General features: G+C 61.0%; 17 protein-coding genes and 1 pseudogene. 11 read left to right on the forward strand and 7 right to left on the reverse strand.

Annotated features, from left to right (window positions below; genetic code table 11):
* The first annotated feature begins 90 nt into the window (after positions 1-90).
* The 4 genes from dnaA to gyrB all read left to right on the forward strand — a co-directional run bounded on the left by dnaA (position 91) and on the right by gyrB (position 6,331).
* A complete protein-coding gene (gene dnaA, locus EP379_RS00005; protein WP_127474489.1) occupies positions 91-1,449 on the forward strand; it encodes a chromosomal replication initiator protein DnaA in 1,359 nt (452 codons plus the stop codon).
* Between the two features lie 227 nt (positions 1,450-1,676).
* Positions 1,677-2,780 (forward strand): DNA polymerase III subunit beta, encoded by a 1,104-nt coding sequence (gene dnaN / locus EP379_RS00010; RefSeq protein ID WP_127474491.1) that lies wholly within the window; start codon positions 1,677-1,679, stop codon positions 2,778-2,780.
* 27 nt (positions 2,781-2,807) lie between these two features.
* Entirely contained in the window at positions 2,808-3,890 is a 1,083-nt protein-coding gene (recF, locus tag EP379_RS00015) for a DNA replication/repair protein RecF (RefSeq protein ID WP_127474493.1), read from the forward strand.
* Positions 3,891-3,916: 26 nt separating this feature from the next.
* Positions 3,917-6,331 carry a DNA topoisomerase (ATP-hydrolyzing) subunit B gene (gene gyrB / locus EP379_RS00020; RefSeq protein ID WP_127474495.1) on the forward strand — a complete coding sequence of 805 codons (2,415 nt, stop codon included), beginning with the start codon at positions 3,917-3,919 and terminating at the stop codon, positions 6,329-6,331.
* A gap of 75 nt (positions 6,332-6,406) precedes the next feature.
* Here the strand turns inward: gyrB and EP379_RS00025 are convergent, their stop codons facing one another.
* From EP379_RS00025 to glyQ, 6 genes are all read right to left on the reverse strand, one after another.
* Positions 6,407-7,426: a class 1 fructose-bisphosphatase gene (locus EP379_RS00025; RefSeq protein ID WP_127474497.1), complete on the reverse strand. Its 1,020-nt coding sequence runs from the start codon at positions 7,424-7,426 to the stop codon at positions 6,407-6,409.
* A 133-nt stretch (positions 7,427-7,559) separates the two neighbouring features.
* Positions 7,560-8,303: a lysophospholipid acyltransferase family protein gene (locus tag EP379_RS00030; RefSeq protein ID WP_127474499.1), complete on the reverse strand. Its 744-nt coding sequence runs from the start codon at positions 8,301-8,303 to the stop codon at positions 7,560-7,562.
* Positions 8,300-8,836, reverse strand: a complete 537-nt coding sequence (gmhB, locus tag EP379_RS00035; RefSeq protein ID WP_127474501.1) for a D-glycero-beta-D-manno-heptose 1,7-bisphosphate 7-phosphatase — start codon at positions 8,834-8,836, stop codon at positions 8,300-8,302. The genes EP379_RS00030 and gmhB overlap by 4 nt, the downstream gene beginning before the upstream one ends.
* Complete coding sequence (locus EP379_RS00040) at positions 8,836-9,174, reverse strand: MazG nucleotide pyrophosphohydrolase domain-containing protein (RefSeq protein ID WP_127474503.1); 339 nt, start codon at positions 9,172-9,174, stop codon at positions 8,836-8,838. Before EP379_RS00040 ends, gmhB begins: the two co-directional genes overlap by 1 nt.
* Positions 9,175-9,188: 14 nt before the next feature.
* Positions 9,189-11,270, reverse strand: coding sequence for a glycine--tRNA ligase subunit beta (gene glyS / locus EP379_RS00045; protein ID WP_127474505.1), 2,082 nt, complete (start codon positions 11,268-11,270; stop codon positions 9,189-9,191).
* Entirely contained in the window at positions 11,271-12,191 is a 921-nt protein-coding gene (gene glyQ, locus EP379_RS00050; RefSeq protein WP_127474507.1) for a glycine--tRNA ligase subunit alpha, read from the reverse strand.
* Between the two features lie 140 nt (positions 12,192-12,331).
* Here glyQ and EP379_RS00055 point away from each other — a divergent pair, with 140 nt between their 5' ends.
* The 7 genes from EP379_RS00055 (at position 12,332) to ntrC (ending at position 20,074) form a co-directional block, all read left to right on the forward strand.
* Positions 12,332-13,378, forward strand: coding sequence for a tRNA (5-methylaminomethyl-2-thiouridylate)-methyltransferase (locus EP379_RS00055; protein WP_127474509.1), 1,047 nt, complete (start codon positions 12,332-12,334; stop codon positions 13,376-13,378).
* Positions 13,378-13,611: a sulfurtransferase TusA family protein gene (locus EP379_RS00060; protein ID WP_127474511.1), complete on the forward strand. Its 234-nt coding sequence runs from the start codon at positions 13,378-13,380 to the stop codon at positions 13,609-13,611. Before EP379_RS00055 ends, EP379_RS00060 begins: the two co-directional genes overlap by 1 nt.
* Entirely contained in the window at positions 13,601-14,776 is a 1,176-nt protein-coding gene (locus EP379_RS00065; protein ID WP_127474513.1) for a cation diffusion facilitator family transporter, read from the forward strand. Before EP379_RS00060 ends, EP379_RS00065 begins: the two co-directional genes overlap by 11 nt.
* A 418-nt stretch (positions 14,777-15,194) precedes the next feature.
* Positions 15,195-16,604, forward strand: coding sequence for a glutamate--ammonia ligase (glnA, locus tag EP379_RS00070; RefSeq protein WP_127474515.1), 1,410 nt, complete (start codon positions 15,195-15,197; stop codon positions 16,602-16,604).
* 102 nt (positions 16,605-16,706) lie between these two features.
* Positions 16,707-17,300: a hypothetical protein gene (locus EP379_RS00075; RefSeq protein WP_127474517.1), complete on the forward strand. Its 594-nt coding sequence runs from the start codon at positions 16,707-16,709 to the stop codon at positions 17,298-17,300.
* Positions 17,301-17,549: 249 nt separating this feature from the next.
* Entirely contained in the window at positions 17,550-18,632 is a 1,083-nt protein-coding gene (glnL, locus tag EP379_RS00080; protein WP_127474519.1) for a nitrogen regulation protein NR(II), read from the forward strand.
* A gap of 29 nt (positions 18,633-18,661) precedes the next feature.
* Positions 18,662-20,074: a nitrogen regulation protein NR(I) gene (ntrC, locus tag EP379_RS00085; protein ID WP_127474521.1), complete on the forward strand. Its 1,413-nt coding sequence runs from the start codon at positions 18,662-18,664 to the stop codon at positions 20,072-20,074.
* Positions 20,075-20,245: 171 nt separating this feature from the next.
* On the opposite strand, the pseudogene EP379_RS16885 reads toward ntrC, so the two are convergent.
* Positions 20,246-20,578, reverse strand: a pseudogene (locus EP379_RS16885) (transposase); the annotation flags it as partial.
* Positions 20,579-20,615 lie beyond the last annotated feature (37 nt).

A 20,615-nucleotide genomic window follows, 5' to 3' on the forward strand; every position in this document is an offset into this window, starting at 1 on the left:
CTGTCTTACCGAACAACGCGGGGTGTGGATAACTTTCCGCTTCGGGTATAGACTGCCCCTCTTTTCCGTACTCCACCCAGAGAATACTTCGTGGCCGAATCCCTGTGGCAGCACTGTCTTGAGCGTCTGGAAGACGAGCTGCCTGCGCAACAGTTCAATACCTGGATCCGACCGCTGCATGCGGAACGGGACGGGGATACGCTGCGTCTGCTGGCACCCAACCGTTTCGTGCTCGACTGGGTGAAGGATCGCTACAGCGAGCAGATCATCGCATACGCACGCCAGGCAAGCGGCAATAACGCCTTGCAGTTGGTGCTGGAAATCGGCAGCCGCAGAAAGTCCGAATCCGGCCAGTCGTCACAGCCGACGACGGCAACACCCGCCAGCCGGGTGGCAGAACCTGCGGCGCGCAGCGGAACCGGCTCCCGACGCAACAATCTGAACAGCAGTTTCACCTTCGACAATTTCGTCGAGGGCAAGTCCAACCAGCTGGCGCGGGCTGCCTCGGTACAGGTCGCCCTGAACCCTGGAGTAGCCTATAACCCGTTGTTTTTGTACGGTGGTGTCGGTCTGGGCAAGACCCATCTGATGCATGCGATCGGCAACATGATCCTACAACAGAAACCGGGTGCCAATGTAGTCTACCTGCATTCCGAACGGTTTGTAGCCGATATGGTCAAGGCGCTGCAACACAACGCCATCAACGAGTTCAAACGTCACTACCGATCGGTCGATGCCCTGCTCATTGACGATATCCAGTTTTTCGCCGGCAAGGAGCGGTCCCAGGAAGAGTTTTTCCATACCTTCAATGCCCTGCTCGAAGGCCAGCAACAGGTCATCCTGACCTGCGATCGCTATCCCAAGGAGGTCGAGGGGCTGGAAGAGCGCCTCAAGTCGCGCTTCGGTTGGGGTCTGACTGTGGCCATCGAGCCGCCGGAACTGGAAACACGCGTCGCCATATTGATGAGCAAGGCCCAGCAGATAGGCGCCGCCCTGCCGCCGGAAGTAGCGTTTTTGATCGCCAAGCGGATCCGCTCCAACATCCGTGAGCTGGAAGGCGCACTGCGCCGTGTCATTGCCAATGCCCATTTCACCGCACGGCCCATCACTCTGGATTTTGCCAAGGAGGCCTTGAGCGACCTCCTCGCACTGCAGGAAAAACTGGTCACTATCGAAAACATTCAAAAGACGGTGGCTGAATATTATAAGATTCGTGTAGCGGATCTCCTTTCCAAGCGGCGCAGCCGCTCCGTGGCACGACCCCGGCAAGTGGCGATGGCGCTGGCAAAGGAACTGACCAGTCACAGCCTGCCGGAGATCGGCGATGCTTTCGGCGGTCGGGATCATACGACCGTGATACACGCTTGCCGCAAGATCCAGGAGCTGCGTGAAACAGAACCACGTATAGGGGAAGACTACGCCAATTTGTTGAGAAGCCTGTCGACTTGATGGGGGGAAGCTGTGGATAGATTTTCTCGATTTCAATCTGTGGATAAATACTCGATTAATCCACAGCTAATACAAAGTTGCACACGGCTTGATGGTATGTATTTTATCTCAACAACAAATTGATTTTAAAATACTTTTTGTGTTTATCCACAAGATTTTCCGCTGTAATTGCTGTTACAAGAGCTTTAAATATTCAAAACCAATAAATAAATGATGGGACAAAGGACATGAAATTCACCATCTCACGCGAAGCGTTGCTCAAGCCCTTGCAGGTTATCGGTGGAGTCGTCGAAAAGCGGCAGACATTGCCCATCCTGGCCAATGTATTGGTACAGGTCGATAAAGGTAAACTCACCCTGACCGGCACCGATTTGGAAGTAGAGCTGACTGCCACGGCTGAAGTCGAGAAAGGTGGCAGTGATGGTGAGATTACCATGCCGGCTCGCAAATTCAGCGATATTTGTCGTGCCCTGCCCGATCAGGCCGTCATAGAAGTCTCCGTTGAAAACGACAAGGCACAGATTCGATCCGGCAAGAGCCGATTCACGTTGAGCACCCTCCCTGCAACAGAATATCCGGCAGCGGAAGCTGTGGCGGGTTCCTTTCGTTTGGCCGTCTCCCAAGAGGTACTCAAGGGCTTGTTGGAACAAACACATTTCTGTATGGCCAATCAGGATGTGCGCTATTACCTCAACGGCATGTTGCTGGAGATCAAAGGTGGACAATTGCGTACGGTTGCCACCGACGGGCATCGTTTGGCCATCAGCGAAGTCGCTTGCCCTGAAGCGGCTGGTGAGGAACGTCAGGTAATCATCCCGCGTAAAGGCGTGATGGAACTCAGCCGTCTGCTCGGCGAGGGCGAAACGCAATGTGAGCTGACGCTAGGCAGTAACCATATTCGTGTAGCGTTGGGAAATGTAGTGATGACCTCCAAGCTGATCGACGGTCGTTTTCCTGACTATGAGCGCGTGGTCCCGAAGGCGGGGGAACGTGTCGTCAGCGCAGATCGCCATCTTTTGCGCCAGGCCTTGCAACGCACTTCGATACTCTCCAACGAAAAATATCGTGGTATCCGGTTGCAGTTTGAGCAGGACCTGCTGAAGGCAACGGTCAACAATCCTGAACAGGAGGAGGCGGAGGAAGAGGTTGAAGTCAGCTACAGTGGTACGGAATTCGAGATAGGTTTCAATGTTTCCTATCTACTGGATGCACTGAATGTGGTAAAGCAGGATCAGGTGGTGCTGAATATGACCGATGCCAACAGCAGTTGCCTGATATATGGACAGGGCGATCAATCATCACGCTATGTGGTCATGCCCATGCGTCTCTAATCCTTCCAAGGCAACGCCACTTTACCCATGGCGCTAATACATTTCGAGGTCAGGGGGCTACGCAACCTGACCACTGCTTCTTTTTCCCCCTCCCCTTCTATCACTTTACTGTTCGGTCCCAATGGCAGTGGCAAGACCACTGTGCTCGAGGGTGTGTATCTTCTTGGCATGGCACGATCCTTTCGTACTCAGCAGACACGTAAACTCATCCAATATGGAATGACTGTCGCGACCGTGTTTGGCCGGGTGGATACGGGCCATGCACAGTATGGACTGGGTGTACAAAAACAGAACGGCGATGTGACCCTGATACGTGTCAACGGAGAACGTCAGGAAACGGCCTCTGTACTGGCCGGCCTACTGCCGCTGCAACTCATTACACCGGAATCGCATACCCTGCTGAAAGGTGAACCCCGGGAGCGACGGTCCTATATGGACTGGGGATTGTTCCACGTGGAACATGAATTCCTCGACTTGTGGAAGCGTTATCGTCGTTATCTTGAGCAACGCAATGCTGCATTACGTGGTCGGGTGCATGCTGGTGAAATGTCACACTGGGAGCAGGGTTTGGCCGATTGTGGAGAGGCTTTGGCTGCGATGCGTGAACGCTATATACAAGAGATTTCACCACTATTCGCAAAAATATTCACTGTACTGCTCGAAGAGGAAGCTCCACGACTCATTTACCGCCGCGGGTGGCCAAAGGATCACGCATTGATCGAGGTGCTGGAGCGCAATCGTGCCAGTGAGAGGGTAAGCGGATATACGATGGCTGGCCCGCATCGGGCTGATCTCCGTCTGGTGACTGCCGAGGGACTCGATGCGGCCGACAGTTTTTCGCGTGGACAACAGAAACTGGCGGTTTGCGCGCTGCGTCTGGCGCAAATGCAGTATCTGCAGAATGTCGCTGGTCGGCGTTGTACACTCTTACTCGATGATTTACCGGCAGAGTTGGATCAAAGGCGACGGCATCTCTTGATGCAGTCTGTGGCCAGTTCCGGTGCGCAATGCCTGGTGACGGCAACGGACCGTAATCTGTTGGACCTGTCACCTTGGAACGAGGCCGCAGTGTTCCACGTGGAACATGGTGTAGTGACGGAAGTGGTATAATGCGCGCCTTACAAGGGAGTTGATGAATGAGCGAAAAAACCTACGATTCCTCCAATATCAAGGTCCTCAAAGGACTAGATGCCGTACGTAAACGGCCCGGTATGTATATCGGTGACACCGACGACGGCACAGGCCTGCACCATATGGTATTCGAGGTGGTAGACAACTCCATCGACGAAGCCTTGGCGGGTTATTGCACGCAAATCGATGTCATCCTGCACAGCGATGGTTCCGTGACGGTGCGGGACAACGGTCGCGGCATCCCGGTGGATATACATCCCGAGGAAGGTCGTTCCGCCGCCGAGGTCATCATGACCATCCTGCATGCAGGTGGTAAGTTCGATGACAACTCCTACAAGGTATCCGGTGGTCTGCACGGTGTCGGTGTGTCGGTTGTAAATGCCCTGTCGGAAACCCTGAAACTGACCATCCGCCGTGACGGCAAGCTGTATCAGCAGGAATACCGTATGGGCGATCCGGTGGCGCCCCTCGCTGTAGTGGGTGAAGCCGCAGGTACCGGAACCGAGATACGCTTCAAGCCCTCCCCACTCATCTTCACACAGACCGATTTTCACTACGACATTCTGGCCAAGCGTCTGCGCGAACTGTCTTTCCTCAACTCCGGTGTACGTATCCACCTGGTGGATGAGGCCAGCGCCAAGGAGGACACCTTCGAGTACCAGGGCGGAATTCGTGCTTTCGTCGAACACCTGAACCGTAACAAGACCCCGTTACACAATGCCGTTTTCTATTTCAGCGGCGAGCGCGACAACGTCGGTGTCGAAGTGGCGATACAGTGGAATGACTCCTATCAGGAAAATATCTATTGTTTCACCAACAATATCCCCCAGCGCGATGGCGGCACTCACCTTGCCGGCCTACGCAGCGCACTGACGCGCATGTTGAATCAATATATCGAGGAGGAAGGCTTGGCCAAGAAGGCCAAGGTTTCTACCAGTGGTGACGATGCCCGTGAAGGCATTACCGCCGTGCTGTCCATCAAGGTGCGAGACCCCAAGTTTTCATCGCAAACCAAGGAAAAGCTGGTTTCCTCCGAGGTAAAACCGGCTGTCGAATCCCTGATGGCGGAAAAGTTTCAGGAATACCTCTGGGAAAATCCTGTGGACGCCAGGATCATTGCCGGCAAGGTTGTCGAGGCGGCGCGGGCGCGCGAAGCAGCGCGCAAGGCCCGTGAAATGACCCGTCGTAAGGGGGCTCTGGACGTAGCCGGCTTGCCCGGCAAGTTGGCCGATTGTCAGGAAAAAGACCCGGCCCTGTCCGAGCTGTTTCTGGTCGAGGGTGATTCCGCCGGCGGTTCCGCCAAGCAGGGGCGTGATCGCCGCACCCAGGCGATCCTGCCGCTCAAAGGCAAGATCCTCAACGTGGAAAAGGCGCGCTTCGACAAGATGCTGTCCTCGGCCGAGGTCGGCACGTTGATCACGGCCCTGGGCTGCGGTATTGGCCGCGATGAATTCAATCCGGACAAGCTGCGATACCACCGCATCATCATCATGACCGACGCCGATGTGGACGGTTCGCATATCCGTACCCTGCTGTTGACCTTCTTCTACCGCCAGATGCCGGAGCTGATCGAGCGCGGCCATGTCTATATCGCGCAGCCTCCGCTATTCAAGGTCAAAAAGGGCAAGCAGGAGCGCTATGTCAAGGACGAAAATGAGTTGAACGCCTATCTTCTGCAGCAAGCTATTGATAACGCGTATCTTTTTGTCAACACAGACGCACCGCCGCTGACCGGCGTGGCACTGGAAAACCTGGCGCGCCAGTATCAGGCGGTCATGGGTGGGATTCAGCGCCTGGGTCGCCGCTACAACAGCAGGGTACTGGAGAAGATGATCGCCATGAGTCCGCTGCGGGATGGCGATTTCCGGGATGCCGCCAGTACAGTGCCTTGGTTCGAGGAGTTGGTGGCGCGTCTGAACGGCGATGACGCCGGTGAACGCCGCTATGAATTGCGCTTCGAGCGCGCCCCGGATGGAGCCGTAGAGAGCGTGTTGCTGACGGAGTGGCGCCATGGTGTATCCAGCGATTACCTCTACAGCAGTGATTTTGTCTCCACCCCGGAATACCATGCCATCGCCAGGCTGGCTGCCGAACTGCAGGGTCTGATTGGAGAAGGGGCCTATGTGCAGCGCGGCGAACGCCGGGCCGAGGTAAGCAGTTTCCGCCAGGCGTTGGAGTGGCTGCTGGACGACGCCCGCCGTGGTCAGACCATCCAGCGTTACAAGGGCCTGGGTGAAATGAACCCGGAACAGTTGTGGGAAACCACCCTCAACCAGGAAAGCCGCCGTCTGTTGCAGGTGCAGATAGAAGATGCCATCGCTGCGGACGAGGTGTTCTCCACCTTGATGGGTGACCAAGTGGAACCGCGCCGCGATTTCATCGAGGCCAACGCCCTTTACGTCAGTAATCTCGACATTTGATACGGTATAAGCCGGGCAGTAAAAAGGGGAAGGTGTGACACCTTCCCCTTGTGCTGTCCGTAAGCCAGAAAACGCCTACTGCATTTCCTGGTGATACTTGGCGATGAGCTCCACTTCGTTCTTCGAGCCGAGGATCACCGGAACACGCTGGTGCAGGTGGCTCGGCTGGATGTCGAGGATGCGGTGCTGGCCGGTGATGGCCGCGCCGCCGGCCTGCTCTACGATGAAGGCCATGGGGTTGGCCTCGTACATCAGGCGCAGTTTACCCTCGGTGCCCTTCTCCTTCATCTTGCTGTCCAGCGGATACATGAATACACCACCGCGAGTCAGGATGCGGTGCACCTCGGCCACCATGGAGGCAATCCAGCGCATGTTGAAATCCTTGCCGCGCGGACCTTCCTTGCCGGCCAGGCACTCGTCCACGTAACGCTTCACTGGGGTTTCCCAGAAACGCATGTTGGAGGCGTTGATGGCGAACTCCTTGGTGTCGGCCGGAATGGTCATGTTGGGGTGAGTGAGGACAAACTCACCGATATTCTGGTCCAGGGTGAAGCCGTTCACGCCGCGGCCGGTGGTCAGCACCATCATGGTGGACGGGCCGTACAGGGCGTAGCCGGCGCAGACCTGCTCGGTGCCGCGCTGTAGGAAATCCTCGGCCGTCGGGTTCACGCAATTACCCTTGCAGCGCAGGATGGAGAAGATGGTGCCCACGGAGACGTTGACGTCGATGTTGGACGAGCCGTCCAGCGGGTCAAAGGTCATCAGATATTTGCCGCGCGGGTACTGGCTGGGGATCTGGTAGACCTCTTCCATCTCCTCCGAGGCCATGGCGGCCAGATGGCCGGCCCACTCGTTGGTCTTGAGGAACACCTCGTTGGAAATAACGTCCAGCTTCTTCTGATCCTCGCCCTGCACATTCTCGGTGCCGGCGGCGCCCAGTACGCCGACCAGGGCGCCGTGGTTGACCAGATTGGAGATTACCTTGCAGGCGGTGACGACGTCATTGAGCAGGGAGGTGAAGTCGCCGGTGGCGCCGGGGATGTGGCGCTGTTCCTCGATGATAAATTGTGTAATGGTAGTGCGGTGGTTGTGCATGTCGATGCTTCCTGAAGTTTGAAAAGAAAACCTGCTCCCGGGACATGTCCGGTCCCGTGCCCTTAATAGCCCGGAGGCTGGGTCTGGAGTTCGCGGCAGAGGCGCCGCCAAAAACTTGAGTTATGTCAGTATATCACGGACTGATGACCGAACCAGCGGGTGCCGGGAGGGTGGAAATACGGGTCATGGTATCCTCAATCCAGTTTTCCACCATGGCATTGATTTCGCCGGTGTCCTTGCCCTGCGGATCGATGACCGGGCCGACGACCACGTCGATGGTGCCGGGATATTTCAGGACGCTGTTGCGGCGCCAGAACTCGCCGGCATTGTGTGCCACAGGCACGATGGGATAGCCGCTTTTCTTCGCCAGCATGGCGCCGCCGATGTTGTATTTGCCCCGGACACCCGGCGCCGTACGTGTGCCCTCGGGGAAGATCACCACCCAAATCCCCCTGCGCAGGCGATCAGTGCCCTGCTCGACCACTTGTTGCAGGGCCTTGCGCCCGGCACGACGATCGATACCAATGGCTTCGAGCAGAGCCAGTCCCCAGCCGAAGATAGGAATGAAAAGCAGTGAGCGCTTCAGTACCCAAGTCTGTGGCGGAAAGATACGCTGCAAGGCCAGGGTCTCCCAGGCCGATTGGTGTTTGGACAGAATGATGGCCGGTCCGGTGGGAATGTGTTCCCGTCCGCTCACCCGGTAGCGCAGATTGCAGGTCAGCGCCAGCCACCAGATTACGAACTGGCCCCAGCGGGTCATCACCCAATAGCGGGTGCGGTAGGAAAACGGAAACACCAACGGCATGAAAGGCAGCAACACCACCAGCCCGCCGATCATACCGACGTAAAACAGCAGGGAGCGCAGCCAGAGCATCATTGCAGCAGCGCGTCCACGGCGGCGGCCAGATCCGCATACACCGGTATGCCGTCGAGTCCCTTGCCCTTCGCCAGGGTGCGCTCCCCCTTACCAGTACGCACCAGGATGGGCTGGGCTCCTACAGCTTGCGCGGCCTCAAGGTCGCGCAGGGAATCGCCAATGGCCGGCACGCCTTGCAGCGATACTTGCAGACGCGCCCCGATGTCACGAAACAGCCCGGGCTTGGGCTTGCGGCAATCGCACTGATCGTCAGGACCATGGGGGCAATAGAAGATGGCCTCGATCTGGCCGCCGAGCGGAGCCAACAGACGGTGTAATTTGTCATGGATGCGCTGCAGGGTGGTGAGGTCGTAGTAGCCCCGTGCCACCCCCGACTGATTGGTCGCCACCACTACCCGCCAGCCGGCCTGGGTCAGGCGGGCGATGGCCTCCAGGCTGCCGGGGATAGGAATGAACTCTTCCGGCGACTTGATGTAGTCGTCGGAGTCTTCGTTGATGACACCGTCGCGGTCGAGGACGATCAGCTTGAGCATCAGTCGCGGAACTCCGAGACGCGGACGCGGCCGTTCACCATGCGTGACTTACGCTGCATGATCTTGTCCATCTTCTGCCAGAACGCTCGTTTCAGATCGAAGTCGGCGGCGATGGCGGTGCCGATGAGCAGGATGAACAGATCGGCCACCTCTTCGGCCAGTTGCTCCTTGGGTTTGCCCTTGGTGATGGCGGCACCGATCTCGCCCAGCTCCTCGGCCATCAGCGCCATGCGATAGGTCAACTCCTCGCCGCCGCGGTTCTTGAAGTCGTGCTTGTGGTGAAAGGCCTGGACGGCCTCCAGCATGGCGGTGTAGGAATCGGCATTGCGTTCAGTCATGGCGGTGATCCTGCTCAGCCCTGCAAGCGTGACAGATCGGCGGCCTGGAGGAACAGGTCGGAGAGACGCTTGAGCAAGGCGAGGCGGTTGTTGCGCACGGTTTCGTCTTCGGCCATGACCATCACTTGATCGAAGAAGGCATCCACCGCGCCTCGCAGCCCGGCCAACTGGCACAAAGCCTCGGTGTAATTGCGCTGGACGAACAGCGGCGCGACCTTGCCGGCCATGGCCTCGACCTGGTCGGCCAGGGCCTTCTCCGCCGTATCCAACAGCCGGGCCTTATCGATGCCGGCGGTGATCTCACCGCCGGCCTGACGCAGGATGTTGGCGATGCGCTTGTTGGCGGCGGCCAGCGCCTCGGCCTCAGGTAGCTTGCGGAAGGTGGTGACGGCACGCACGCGGGCATCGAAATCGCGTGGCTGCGTCGGCCGCTGCGCCAGTACGGCATCGAAGGTGTCATGGGCCACGCCGCTGTCGGCGTAATAGGCACGCAGGCGCTCGAGCATGAACTCCAGCACCTGATTCACCGTGTCGGCGGCGAGCTTGATGCCATTGCTGCCGTAGTTGTCATAAGCCGTCCGTAACAAGGTCTGCAGATCCAGATCGAGATTGTTCTCGATGATGGTACGCAGCACGCCGAGCGCGGCGCGGCGTAGGGCAAAGGGGTCCTTGTCGCCGGTAGGCGGCTGGCCGATACCGAAGATGCCCACCAGGGTATCGATGCGATCGGCAATGGCAAGGGCCTGGCCGGTGCGCGTCTCGGGCAGCCGGTCGCCGGCGAAGCGTGGCATGTACTGCTCGTCCAGTGCTGCGGCCACTTCGGCGTCTTCGCCGTCATGGGCGGCATAATAGCGCCCCATGATGCCCTGCAATTCCGGGAATTCACCCACCATGTTGGTGAGCAGGTCGCATTTGGACAGTTCGCCGGCACGGGTCGCCAGTTTGGCATCGCCGCCGATGTGATAGGCCACGGCGGCGGCCAGTTTGGCGACGCGCGCGCTCTTGTCGGCCAGGGTGCCCAGCTTGTTCTGGAACACTACGCTCCGAAGCGCCGCACTGCGGGCGGCCAGTTTCTGCTTGCGGTCCTGGTTCCAGAAGAAATCGGCGTCGGTGAGGCGTGGCCTGACTACGCGCTCGTTGCCCTCGCGCACGTGGCGCACATCGTGGCTTTCGATGTTGCTCAGGGTGATGAAATAAGGCAGCAGCTTGCCGTCCTTGTCCTGTACCGGGAAGTACTTCTGATTGCCCTTCATGGTGGAGATCAGCGCCTCGGCCGGTACCTCCAGGAAGCGCTCCTCGAACTTGCCGGTGACGGCCACCGGCCATTCCACCAGGCCGGCCACTTCATCCAGCAGGTCCTCGTCGATGAGGGCCTCGCCGTTCACAGCGGCGGCGGCCTCCAGTACCTGTGCCCGCACCGCCTCGCGGCGCGCCTCGAAATCGGCCACCACCTTGCCCTCGGTTTCCAGCAGCGGGGCGTAGGCCGCGGGTTCGCCCAGGTACAGCTTGCCCGGGCTCATGAAACGGTGACCGCGGGTTTCACGCCCGCTGCGGGTGGCGAGGATCTCGCAGTCGATGACGTCGGTACCGAACAGCATCACCACCCAGTGCACCGGACGCACGAACTCCGCGTCCAGGCTGCCCCAGCGCATGCGTTTGGGGATCGGCAGCTTGTCGAGGGAGGCCTGCACGATCTCCGGCAGCAGTTCGGCGGTGGGGCGGCCTTGCAGCCGTGTGCGATGCACCAGCCAGGCGCCCTTGTCGGTCTTGAGGTGGTCGAGCTGATCGACCTCCACGCCGCAGGAGGCCGCGAAGCCCCTGGCGGCCTGGGTCGGGTTGCCCTCGCCGTCGAAGGCGGCGGTCAGCGCCGGGCCGCGGCGCTCCACTTCCTTGTCGGGTTGGGCCACGGCCAGGTCCTTGACCAGTACCGCCAGACGGCGCGGGGTGGCGTAGAAATGTACCTCGCCGCGCACCAGATCGGCCTTGGCCAGCCCTTCCTTCACCCCCTCGCCAAAGGCGATCATCAGGCGCCTGAGGGCCTTGGGCGGCAGCTCTTCGGTACCGATCTCGACGAGAAAATCCTTGAACGTGCTCATTTATGCCGCCTCCCCCTTGTTGGCCAGCATCGGGAAGCCCAGTGCCTCGCGGCGGTCGTAATAGGCCTGTGCCACGGCGCGGGCCAGTTGGCGCACGCGCAGGATGTAGCGCTGGCGTTCGGTGACGGAAATGGCCTTGCGGGCGTCCAGCAGGTTGAAGGTGTGGGAGGTCTTGAGCACCATTTCATAGGCCGGCAGCGGCAGGCCTTTTTCGATCAGGCTCTGGCTCTGCCCTTCGTAGAAGTCGAAATGCCGGAACAGGGTATCGACATCGGCGTGCTCGAAGTTGAAGGCCGACATCTCCACCTCGTTCTGGTGGAACACGTCGCCGTAGGTGACCTTGCCCAGCGGGCCGTCGGTCCACACCAGGTCGAAAACGCTTTCCACGCCCTGCAGGTACATGGCGATGCGTTCCAGGCCGTAGGTGATCTCGCCGGTGACCGGCCGGCACTCCAGGCCGCCCACCTGCTGGAAATAGGTGAACTGGGTGACCTCCATGCCGTTGAGCCACACCTCCCAGCCCAGGCCCCAGGCGCCGAGGGTGGGTGATTCCCAGTTGTCCTCGACGAAACGGATGTCGTGCACCAGGGTATCCAGCCCCAGCATGCGCAACGAGCCCAGATACAGTTCCTGGATATCCAGCGGCGAGGGCTTGATCACCACCTGGAACTGGTAATAGTGCTGCAGGCGGTTGGGATTCTCGCCGTAGCGGCCGTCGGCCGGGCGCCGCGAGGGCTGCACGTAGGCGGCGCTCCACGGCTCGGGGCCGATGGCGCGCAAGAAGGTCGCCGGATGGAAGGTGCCGGCGCCCACTTCCATGTCGTAGGGCTGGAGAATGACACAGCCCTGCTCGGCCCAATACTCCTGCAAAGCCAGGATCAGGCCCTGAAAGGTCGAGACATCCCGCGCCGTCTTCTTCATGACATCCCCGCAAAATCCGTTGGGTACAAAAGCGGCGGATTATAGCGCGCCCCTGTCGGGGCAGTTAAGCACTATTAGGGGCGATGGCGGCGCATTTGCGGTAAAATGCGCCGCCTTATCCCCGCCATACCGAAGGTTTCATGTCACAGATTCAGCGCAAGGCCGTCGCCCTGGTTTCCGGCGGGCTGGACTCCATGCTCGCCGTCCGCGTCATCCAGGAACAGGGCATCCACGTCGAGGGCATCAATTTCTACACCGGTTTCTGTGTGGAAGGGCACACCCATGCCATCCGCAAGAGGGACCAGGGCAAGGACAAGCGCAACAATGCCCTGTGGGTGGCCGAACAGCTCGGGATCAAGCTGCACATCATCGACATCGTCGAGGAGTACAAGGATGTGCTGCTGAATCCCAAACACGGCTACGGCGCCAACATGAATCCGTGCCTGGATTGCAAGATCTTCATGGTGCACAAGGCGCTGGAGTGGGCAGAGCAGCACGGCTTCGACTTCATCATCACCGGCGAGGTGATCGGCCAGCGCCCGATGTCGCAGCGCAAGGACACCCTGCCGGTGGTGGCGCGCGAGTCCGGCGCCCACGATCGCCTGCTGCGCCCGCTGTGCGCGAAGAACCTGCCGCCCACCCTGCCCGAGCGCGAGGGCTGGGTGGAGCGGGAAAAACTGTATGACTTTTCCGGCCGCACCCGCAAGCCGCAGATGGCCCTGGCCGCCAGGCTCGGCTTCAGTGATTACGCCTCCCCCGCCGGGGGTTGCTGCTTCCTTACCGACGAGGCCTATTCGCGCAAGCTGGTGGACCTGTGGCAGGCGCGCGGCAGGCGTGAATATGAAATGGACGACATCATGCTGCTCAAGGTGGGGCGCCACATCCGCCCCGCGCCGCACTACAAGCTGATCGTCGGCCGCGAAGAAGGCGAGAACAATTTCCTCGAAGGCTACCGCAAGCAGTTCGTCCACCTGCGCTGCACCAGTCACACCGGACCGCTGGTGTTGCTGGATGGCGAGGCGAACGAGGACGACCTGTTGCTGGCGGCGCGTATCACCGCGCGCTATTCCAAGGGCCACACCGCCGAACAGGTCACCGTGCAGGTGACCGGTCTGGACGGCGTGAGCCGGGAACTCGCGGTGGCGCCCCTGCCGCCGGACGAACTCAAGCCGGAGTGGCACCTGTAATGGCCAGGTATCAACTCGACGCCCGCCGTCTGTTCTGCCCGATGCCGGTGATCCGCACGCAAAACAAGGTGGCGGAACTGCAACCCGGCGATGTGCTGGAGGTGACCTGCACCGATCCGGGGGCGCTCAACGATATCCCGGCCTGGTGCCGCATCAACGGCCACAGGGTGCTGGGCAGTCGGCGCGAGGGGAACGAAGTAGTCATCGAAGTCGAGGTGGGTGATGGGGCATAGTCACGCGCATACGCCGCTGCCGGCGGGGAACAGGGGCGACGAACGCTATCTGGCGACGCGCCGGGTGACCATCGTCGGTGCGGTGGTGAATCTGCTGCTGTCCATCGGCAAGGTGGTTGTCGGTGTGATCGGCGGGTCTCCTGCCCTGGTGGCGGACGGTATCCACTCCCTGTCGGACCTGCTTACCGACATCTTGGTGATGTGGGCGGCCAAGCACGGCAGCAAGGACGCCGACGAGGACCACCCCTATGGCCATGGCCGCATCGAAACCGTGTCCACCGTAATCCTCGGTCTGGTGCTGCTGCTCGTGGCCGCCGGCATCATCTACGACGCCGCCTCGCGGCTGTTCCACCCCGAGCGCCTGACCCATCCCGGCATGCTGGCCCTGGTCATGGCTGCGATCTCGGTGCTGTCCAAGGAGGCGCTCTATCTGTATACCCTGCGTGTCGCCAAACGCATCCGCTCCAATCTGCTCAAGGCCAACGCCTGGCATCACCGCAGCGACGCCATTTCGTCCATCGTGGTCATCGTCGGCATCGCCGGCACCATGGCCGGTCTGCCCTATCTGGACGCCATCGCAGCGGCGGCGGTGGGCCTGATGATCGCCAGGATCGCCTGGGACCTGGGTTGGCACGCCGTGCACGAGCTGGTGGATACCGCCCTGGAGGCCGAGCGGGTGGAGGCGATCCGCCGGGTGATCCAGTCCGTGGACGGCGTCAATGAACTGCATACCCTGCGCACCCGGCGCATGGGCGCCGATGCCCTGGTGGATGTGCACATCCAGGTCGACCCCCTGCTCAGTGTGTCCGAGGGGCATCACATCAGTGAGCGGGTGCGGCAGAAGGTGATCCGCGAGATCGACGAAGTGCAGGATGTGCTGGTGCACATCGATCCGGAGGATGACGAACAGATCGCCCTGAGCGCCCACCTGCCGTCGCGGCAGGTGCTGCTGGCGAGGCTGCGGGAGTTCTGGCAGGATAGCCCCGCCGCCGCCCGGATCCGCCGCGTGACGCTACACTATCTCGACGGCAAGCTGCGGGTGGAGGTGTACCTGCCGCTGGAGTTGGCCCGCGACGAGGCGGAACGGCAACAGCTGACGGCGACCCTGCAGCAGCCGGTGCGCGACATGCCGGAAATCGAATCGCTGACGGTCCATTACAACTAACGCGCCTGACTGAGCCCGGACGGCGAAGGAGCCCCCGGTAGCCGGGCCTTGGCGGGCGGAGCAGCCAAGGTGTGTCGGCGTAGAGTCATTTGTGGCCAGGGCCTCAACGAGGCCCGTGGGACGCAGGACGTGCCGGGGCCGCGCGAAGCGCATGTTTGTCCTGAATCCGAATGTTGCCAGGGTGACTTGGATGTCCCGTGGCGATGTGATGAGGGTCAGGACACGCTTGAGTTTGGTGCGTTTTGCTATTTATACGCACCACAACGGTGCAATACGGCTCCGTCCGCCACCCGGCGCAAGAATTAACAGCTTTGAAATCATGCAGTTGCTTAATGGCATGGTTCATGCACTTATTTGGACACAAATTTCCGGCCGCTAACCCGGCCAGCCTGTTGAGCGCTAACCTGGAGGCAGTGAGATGTCTGGTGAAAATGTTCTGAACATGATCAAAGAAAAGGGCGCGAAGTTCGTCGACTTCCGCTTCACCGATACCATCGGCAAAGAGCAGCATGTGACCTACCCGGTCAGCAAGATTGACGCTGACACCTTCACCGACGGCGTGATGTTCGACGGCTCCTCCATCTCCGGCTGGAAGCACATCAACGAATCCGACATGATCCTGATGCCGGACGCCTCCACCGCCTACCTGGACCCGTTCGCCGACGAGCCGATGATCAACATCACCTGCAACATCGTCGAACCCTCCACCATGCAGGGTTACGAGCGCGACCCGCGTTCCATCGCCATGCGTGCCGAGGAATACCTGAAGTCCACCGGCATCGCGGATACCGCCTTCTTTGGTCCCGAGCCCGAATTCTTCATTTTCGACGACATCCGTTGGGGCGCCGACATGTCCGGCTGCTTCGTCAAGATCGATTCCGAAGAGGCCGACTGGAACTCCGAGCGCGTCTACCCCAACGGCAACATGGGTCATCGCCCGGGCGTCAAGGGCGGCTACTTCCCGGTTCCCCCGGTCGACTCCCTGCACGACATCCGCGCCGCCATGTGCCTGGCGATGGAAGAGATTGGCCTGAAGGTCGAGGTGCACCACCACGAAGTGGCCACCGCCGGCCAGTGCGAAATCGGTGTTGCCTTCAACACCCTGGTGAAGAAGGCCGACGAAGTGCAGAAGCTGAAGTACGTGGTGCACAACGTGGCCCACGCCTACGGCAAGACCGCCACCTTCATGCCCAAGCCGATGGTGGGTGACAACGGTTCCGGCATGCACGTGCACCAGTCCCTGGCCAAGGGCGGCACCAACCTGTTCTCCGGCAACCTGTACGGCGGCCTGTCCGAGACCGCGCTGTACTACATCGGCGGCATCATCAAGCACGCCCGTGCCCTGAACGCCATCACCAACCCGGGCACCAACAGCTACAAGCGTCTGGTCCCCGGCTTCGAAGCCCCGGTCATGCTGGCCTACTCCGCCCGCAACCGTTCCGCCTCGATCCGCATCCCCTTCGTTGCCAACCCGAAGGCCCGCCGCATCGAGACCCGTTTCCCGGATCCGACCGCCAACCCCTACCTGGCCTTCGCGGCGCTGATGATGGCCGGCCTGGACGGCATCATGAACAAGATCCACCCGGGCGATGCCATGGACAAGGACCTGTATGACCTGCCGCCGGAAGAGGCCAAGGCCATTCCGACCGTGTGTCATGCCCTGGACCAGGCGCTGGACTACCTGGACAAGGACCGCGAGTTCCTGACCCGTGGCGGCGTGTTCACCGACGACGTGATCGATGCCTACATCAAGCTGAAGATGGATGACGTCACGCGCATGCGCATGACCACCCACCCCATCGAGTTCGACATGTACTACAGCCTCTAAATACATACCGTTGTGAGCTCGAATGGAACGCCCCCGCAAGGGGGCGTTCTGTTTTGTGGACGGCTTGCGCGTGCCGTGGGCAAGCCTGCTATAGTTCAGCGCATGATGCGTCGCCTGCCATTACTGCTACTTCTTGTTGCCCTCAGTCTGGGTGTGCATGCCGAGGAAAAGGGCTACAAGATCGTACGCCCGGACGGTAGCATTGAATTCACCGACCAGCCGGCGCCTGGGGCGCAGGAAATCCCCCTGCCCAGGACCCCGGGCTACCAGGCGCCCCCGTCCCGTCCCTTGACGCCCCCTGTCGCCCCTGTCGCCCCCAAAGGGCCGCCATACAGCCAGTTGGCCATCACCGCCCCCGTGCCGGAACAGACGCTTCAGGACGGTGAAACCAGTGTGACGGTTCACATCGCGCTGGAACCGGGACTGAAGCTGGGGCACCGCATGGTGGTGCTGCTCGACGGCGAGGTGGTAAGCGAGGGGGCCGGCAACAGCGTTGTCCTCAGTGATCTCGAGCGAGGGGCGCATACGGTCGTCGCCGAGGTGCGTGATGGCGCCGGCAATGTGGTCCAAACCGCGGCTCCCGTCACTTTCCATGTCCGACAGTATTCCAAGTTCTTCCAGCCGCAACCGCAGAATGGTGCGCCCTCGGCCGTGGGGCCGGCACCGATGATGCCCAAAGCACCGCGCGCACCCTGAAGCCAGCCCCGTTTTCATCAGCACGGGCAAACGCACCAAATTGGTGCGTTTGCCCGTGCGGTCGTCTATCCTCATGTCCATAACAGTGCATCCTTGCATCGGGCTGTCATCGGGTCGCCCGCCAATCGTATTTTCATCTATTTGTTTTGATGGAAAAAATCATCTTGGACAGCGGTCCGTGGGGCATTGGGGGCCGAGTCGTAAAGATGGTTTGTTTCTTGCTTGACTTTGGACATGGAAATCCCAGGCATGCCTCCAGCCAGCCTCTACCAGGGCGTGATCGAGAACCTGCACACCGCCGTGCTGCTGTTCGATGACACCCTGCACCTGCGCTACCTCAATCCCGCTGCGGAGATGTTGCTGGCCGCCAGCTCCGGGCGCCTGCTCGGCAGCGGCGCGCAGCAGCTGTTGCCGAGCAGGACGCTGCACGCGGCACTGGAAGAGGCCCTCGCCAGCGGCCACCCGTTCACCGAACGAGAGTTGGTGCTGGAACTGGGGCTCGAGCGGCGTGTGACGGTGGACGTGACCGCGACTCCGCTCACCGATCCGGGGCGGCGCGAACTGCTGGTGGAAATGAACCAGGTCGATCGCCAGCTGCGCATCACCCGCGAGGAAGGCCTGCTGGCGCAGACCGCCACGACCCGCGTGCTGGTGCGCGGCCTGGCCCATGAAATCAACAACCCCCTCGGCGGCCTGCGCGGCGCCGCACAGTTGCTGGAGCGCGAGCTGCCCGACGAGGCGTTGAAGGAATACACCCGCATCATCATCAGCGAGGCGGACCGGTTACAGAATCTGGTCAACCGCATGCTCGGCCCCAATGCCCTGCCCAAGCGCCAGGCGGTGAACATCCACGAAGTGCTGGAGCGGGTGCGGCAGCTGGTGCAGACCGCGGTGCCGGAAGGCGTGCGCATCGAGCGCGATTACGATCCCAGTATTCCCGAACTGATGGGCGATCAGGATCAGCTCATCCAGGCGATCCTCAATCTGGTGCGCAATGCCGCCCAGGCGGTGGGCGAGCGCGGAGAGATCATCCTGCGCACGCGCACCCTGCGTCAGTACACCATCGGCCATACGCGCCACAAGCTGGTGATCCGCGTCGATGTCATCGACAACGGTCCGGGCATACCGCCGGAGGTGATGGAGGCCATCTTCCTGCCCATGGTCACCGGCCGGCCGGAAGGCACCGGCCTCGGCCTGCCCATCGCCCAATCCCTGATCAATCAGCATGGCGGTCTCATCGAATGCGACAGTCAGCCCGGCCTGACCATGTTTACGGTGTTGCTGCCCATCAATCCGGAAGGCGGCAGGAACGAATCCCGCAGCCGCCCCTAGCGGGGAAGGCCAGCCAAGAGAGCCACGAAATGGAAAATGTCGCAAGAATCTGGGTCATCGACGACGATCGCTCCATCCGCTGGGTACTGGAGCGGGCGCTGAAACAGGCGCAGATGGAGGTACGCAGCTTCGACAATGCGGATGAAGCCTTGCATGCCCTGGAACGCAGCCAGCCCGATGCCATCATTACCGATATCCGCATGCCGGGCATGAGCGGTCTGGACCTGTTGGCCGAAATTGCAGCGCGCCGGCCGCAGCTGCCGGTGATCATCATGACCGCCCACTCCGATCTGGACAGCGCGGTATCGGCCTATCAGGGCGGTGCCTTCGAATATCTGCCCAAACCCTTTGACGTGGATGAAGCGGTGGAACTGGCGCGCCGCGCCATCGCCCACCGCCGTGATCAGGCACAGGTACACGGCAGCGCACCGAGCAGTCCGGTGCCGGAGATCATTGGCGCCGCCCCATCGATGCAGGAGGTCTTCCGCGCCATTGGCCGGCTGTCGCGCTCCAACATCACCGTACTGATCAACGGTGAGTCGGGTACCGGCAAGGAGCTGGTGGCCCATGCCCTGCATCGCCACAGCCCGCGCGCCACCAAACCCTTCATCGCCATCAACACGGCGGCCATTCCGCGCGACCTGCTCGAGTCGGAACTGTTCGGTCACGAGCGCGGCGCCTTCACCGGCGCCCAGAGTCAGCGCATCGGCCGCTTCGAACAGGCCAACGGCGGCACGCTGTTTCTCGACGAGATCGGCGACATGCCGGCCGAATTGCAGACGCGATTGCTGCGGGTTCTGGCCGATGGCGAGTTCTATCGTGTCGGTGGCCATGCACCGATCAAGGTTGACGTGCGCATCATCGCGGCGACCCACCAGGACCTGGAAAAACGCGTCAAGGAGGGGCTGTTCCGTGAAGATCTGTTTCATCGACTCAATGTCATCCGTATTCACATTCCGGCCCTGCGCGAGCGGCGTGAGGATATTCCCCTGCTGATGCAGCATTTTCTGAAGCAGGCGGCGGCGGAATTGGGCGGCGAGGCAAAGCGGCTCGATGCCGAGGTGGCGGATTACCTTGCCGGTCTGGACTGGCCGGGTAACGTGCGCCAGCTGGAAAACATCTGCCGCTGGCTTACTGTCATGTCGCCAGGGCAGGAGATCCACATGGAAGATCTGCCGCAGGAACTGAAGTCGCAGCAGGAAGCCGTTTCCAGGGATGAAGACTGGAGCGCGCCGTTGCGCCGTTGGGCCGAACATCGCCTCGGGCGCGGTGAGGAGAACCTGCTCGGCCACGCCGAGCCGGAATTCGAACGCATCATGATCGATGTCGCCCTGAAGAAGACCGGCGGCCATCGGCAGGAGGCGGCCCGCCTGCTGGGCTGGGGACGCAATACCCTGACGCGCAAGATCAAGGAACTGGGCATGGGTGATGGTGAGGACTAGCCCGGATATTTCACGAGTCTCCCGCTGACAGACCGTAATGGCCTCGGAAGGACAAAAAGACGGTTGGGAGGCTGGACCTGCCCAGGAAATGGGCAATGGGGTGCCCTGTGGGCAAACCTCCCCCTTACCCCTATGGTTTGTCATCGTGCCGGGGGTGGCACTCGGTGAAGGTTATGGGGCGAGTGCTTGAGCGGCGGTCAGGAACACCGCTCGCAGCGGATGGTGGGAAGCCAGCAGGAGGCGGATACGGCGGGTATGGCGGACGATGGCGGCGCCGAACTTGAGCGGCCGCACGCGGATCGTGCTGGCCGTGGCCTGGGCCAGTTCGGTGCCGGCGAGCTCGCGCAGGCGCTGCATCAGTGTGTAGGCGAGCGCGGCGAACATCAGGCGCAGCCCGTTGGCCAGGAAGGTGTGGCAACTGGCGCGGGTGCCAAACAGATCGAGCTGGGCTTCCTTGATGCGGTTCTCCGCTTCGCCCCTCTGGCAATAGAGAGCGTCGTAGAGCACGTCGGCGCGCGTGGCGCGCGTCTCCAGCCGCGAG

This window comes from Sulfurivermis fontis (assembly GCF_004001245.1).
In the GTDB taxonomy this organism is placed as follows: Bacteria; Pseudomonadota; Gammaproteobacteria; order Thiohalomonadales; family Thiohalomonadaceae; genus Sulfurivermis; species Sulfurivermis fontis.

Excerpts from the sequence above, each read along its gene's own strand:
- EP379_RS00065 (WP_127474513.1), top strand. The coding sequence starts at position 13,601 with ATGGGGCATAGTCACGCGCATACGCCGCTGCCGGCGGGGAACAGGGGC.
- EP379_RS00030 (WP_127474499.1), bottom strand. The coding sequence starts at position 8,303 with ATGATGCTCTGGCTGCGCTCCCTGCTGTTTTACGTCGGTATGATCGGC.
- dnaN (WP_127474491.1), top strand. The coding sequence starts at position 1,677 with ATGAAATTCACCATCTCACGCGAAGCGTTGCTCAAGCCCTTGCAGGTT.
- EP379_RS00025 (WP_127474497.1), bottom strand. The coding sequence starts at position 7,426 with ATGCACAACCACCGCACTACCATTACACAATTTATCATCGAGGAACAG.
- EP379_RS00060 (WP_127474511.1), top strand. The coding sequence starts at position 13,378 with ATGGCCAGGTATCAACTCGACGCCCGCCGTCTGTTCTGCCCGATGCCG.
- gyrB (WP_127474495.1), top strand. The coding sequence starts at position 3,917 with ATGAGCGAAAAAACCTACGATTCCTCCAATATCAAGGTCCTCAAAGGA.
- ntrC (WP_127474521.1), top strand. The coding sequence starts at position 18,662 with ATGGAAAATGTCGCAAGAATCTGGGTCATCGACGACGATCGCTCCATC.
- glyS (WP_127474505.1), bottom strand. The coding sequence starts at position 11,270 with ATGAGCACGTTCAAGGATTTTCTCGTCGAGATCGGTACCGAAGAGCTG.
- glyQ (WP_127474507.1), bottom strand. The coding sequence starts at position 12,191 with ATGAAGAAGACGGCGCGGGATGTCTCGACCTTTCAGGGCCTGATCCTG.
- EP379_RS00040 (WP_127474503.1), bottom strand. The coding sequence starts at position 9,174 with ATGACTGAACGCAATGCCGATTCCTACACCGCCATGCTGGAGGCCGTC.
- glnA (WP_127474515.1), top strand. The coding sequence starts at position 15,195 with ATGTCTGGTGAAAATGTTCTGAACATGATCAAAGAAAAGGGCGCGAAG.
- EP379_RS00075 (WP_127474517.1), top strand. The coding sequence starts at position 16,707 with ATGATGCGTCGCCTGCCATTACTGCTACTTCTTGTTGCCCTCAGTCTG.
- gmhB (WP_127474501.1), bottom strand. The coding sequence starts at position 8,836 with ATGCTCAAGCTGATCGTCCTCGACCGCGACGGTGTCATCAACGAAGAC.
- EP379_RS00055 (WP_127474509.1), top strand. The coding sequence starts at position 12,332 with ATGTCACAGATTCAGCGCAAGGCCGTCGCCCTGGTTTCCGGCGGGCTG.
- recF (WP_127474493.1), top strand. The coding sequence starts at position 2,808 with ATGGCGCTAATACATTTCGAGGTCAGGGGGCTACGCAACCTGACCACT.
- glnL (WP_127474519.1), top strand. The coding sequence starts at position 17,550 with ATGCCTCCAGCCAGCCTCTACCAGGGCGTGATCGAGAACCTGCACACC.